This window comes from Streptomyces sp. NPDC033131, from assembly GCF_055578365.1.
Window position 1 is genome coordinate 1 of the sequence record NZ_JBVIPA010000111.1, and the last position, 2,154, is coordinate 2,154.

The 2,154-nt window shown below is 66.3% G+C and carries 3 protein-coding genes; 2 read left to right on the plus strand and 1 reads right to left on the minus strand.

Translation table 11 applies throughout. The features are described 5' to 3' along the window. The first annotated feature begins 265 nt into the window (after positions 1-265). Positions 266-559: a hypothetical protein gene (locus tag ACZ5XS_RS45665; RefSeq protein WP_468661627.1), complete on the plus strand. Its 294-nt coding sequence runs from the start codon at positions 266-268 to the stop codon at positions 557-559. A gap of 286 nt (positions 560-845) precedes the next feature. Here the strand turns inward: ACZ5XS_RS45665 and ACZ5XS_RS45670 are convergent, their stop codons facing one another. Further along, positions 846-1,493: a PadR family transcriptional regulator gene (locus ACZ5XS_RS45670; protein WP_468661628.1), complete on the minus strand. Its 648-nt coding sequence runs from the start codon at positions 1,491-1,493 to the stop codon at positions 846-848. A 173-nt stretch (positions 1,494-1,666) separates the two neighbouring features. Here ACZ5XS_RS45670 and ACZ5XS_RS45675 point away from each other — a divergent pair, with 173 nt between their 5' ends. Further along, positions 1,667-2,032, plus strand: coding sequence for a nuclear transport factor 2 family protein (locus ACZ5XS_RS45675; RefSeq protein WP_124437377.1), 366 nt, complete (start codon positions 1,667-1,669; stop codon positions 2,030-2,032). Positions 2,033-2,154: the final 122 nt, after the last annotated feature.

Below are 2,154 nucleotides of genomic sequence, written 5' to 3' on the forward strand. Positions count from 1 at the left end.
CTGCGCCCGAGCACGGTTCACTTCATGTGCGTCCACACCCCCAACATGCCCCCAAACGGCACCGCGAGACAGACGTAACGGAGTCCTACTAGTGCTCTGACCGGGAAGGTTCGCCGGGTCTGGACAGGAGAAACTCCGTACGGATGCCTCTGCTGGGGGTAGCGTCATGTTCACAATTAAGGGCGACACCGTTGCGTTAGCGCTGTGACCTGCGAGACAAGAGAGGCTGGACGAGACAACCACGTATTTCTCGATCAAGGCCACGATGCTCGACAGCGGCGGCCTGCGCTCCCGCAGCATCGACGGCCTCGACCAGGAAGTCGACGCCATGCTCACCGCCTGCCAGGCTCTGAGCCGCTCTGGCGGCGACACCCTGACCGGACGGCCGGACATACCCATGGAACGGATTAGCTTCACCGTCCTGCTGGCCGCCGCAGCCGACACCGTCACCGCGGGCCATGGAATCTTCCCCGGCACCCTCATCGACCTGGTCGGCACGATCGGCCACGTCGCCCTGAGCGACCTCCTACCCGCCCCGCCCACCGACGGCAACGAGTGAAGGCCCGCACCCGCATGAACGCCCACCAGCAAGTACGGCCCGAACGCCGGACAATACCCACAAAAGGCCCATAACTATACCATCCACACCACCGTGGCATTCTTCGAACACGGCCTCAACGGCCGCTCACAACGCTAACGCAACGGCGTTGATGACTACGTTCAGTGGCGATCTCAGTCGGGCCTCTTCCGATCTTCTCTGGATGCGTGCTGCCCGTCCACGCGAGTGTTGCGTATAGGGGGGATGATCGTCTGGGTGTCGTTGTCGCAGACGGCACCGCCGAGGCTTATGACCCACATCCTGGCGTCGGAGACCCGCCAACCTTGGCCGTCGGCCTATAGGCGGGCGCCGCCGGGTCATCGGGACGGGCGGCGTTCTTGTTGCGTGGCGGTCTGCCGGGGTACGTCGAGTCCTGGTCGGCGTCGAGGATTTCGTGGATCCAGGCGCACTCGGTACGGGTAACGGCTCGGGCGGTGAGCAACATGCCACGGCGGTAGGGGTCGTTCACCTCCTCGGCGCGCAGCGAACGGTCGTTCTCGTCGTAGAAGAAGCTCGCGGGCGTCTCCAGGAACTCCAGGCGGCGGCGCAGCACGGCGTGCTGTTCCTTCGTCTCGGGGAGCAGGGAGAGGAACGCCAGGATGGTGAAGAACCGGTTGAAGTCGGTGATCTCCACCTGGGCGGGATCGCGCAGGCGTTCCAGCAGGTGTTCGTGCCCAGCGTCGGTCAGGGTCAGCACATACCGCTGGGCCGCCGCGGCGCCCGGTTCGGTGTGCCGGGTCAGCATGCCGCGCTTCACCAGGCGGTTGATCGCCGGGTAGAGGCTGCCCAGGCTCACCGGCCGAGCATAGCCGGAGAGCCGCTCGACCCGACGGCGCAGTTCATAGCCGTGCAGTGGTCCCTCGACGAGATTTCCCAGGATGGCAAGTTCCAGCACCTCCCTATGGTCGCACGCGGCCAGAGATAGTGCGATGCGTAGTACTGCGATTCGATGTATGGTGGTGCGAGTCGCGCGCCGTCCGCCCCGAATGGACGGATCTGCACACAGCCCGTCGCAGACCTCTGGTCCGGGTGTGCCGTAACAAACCCCTCACTAGAAGGACAATCACCATGAGCAGCCCTGCACTTGATGTCGCACTCGCCTACTACAAGGCGTGGTCGAACAAGAACGTCGACGAGGCCCTGTCGTACTTCGCCGACGGTTTCGTCAGTCAGACCCCCGTCGGGCGCCTGGACGCCGAGGCGTACCGCCCGTTCCTCGAGGGATTCCTGGGGATCCTGACCAAGGCCGAGCTGGTGTCGGCGTTCGGAGACGAGAACACCGCGCTGATGTACTACGACGCCACCACGGCCCCGGTGCCCTACTCCCCGGTGGGCGAGTGGTTTCGAGTCGAGAACGGCAAGATCGTCGAGAGTCGTATCGTGTTCGACAACTTCACCCTTCAGGGCGCGGGAGCCATCGCCGCGGTCTCGTAACCATCTGTGCCCCGCCCAGTGGGGCCCCGGGGGGGGGGGGGGGGGGGGGGGGGGGGGGGGGGGGGGGGGGGGGGGGGGGGGGGGGGGGGGGGGGGGGGGGGGGGGGGGGGGGGGGGGGGGGG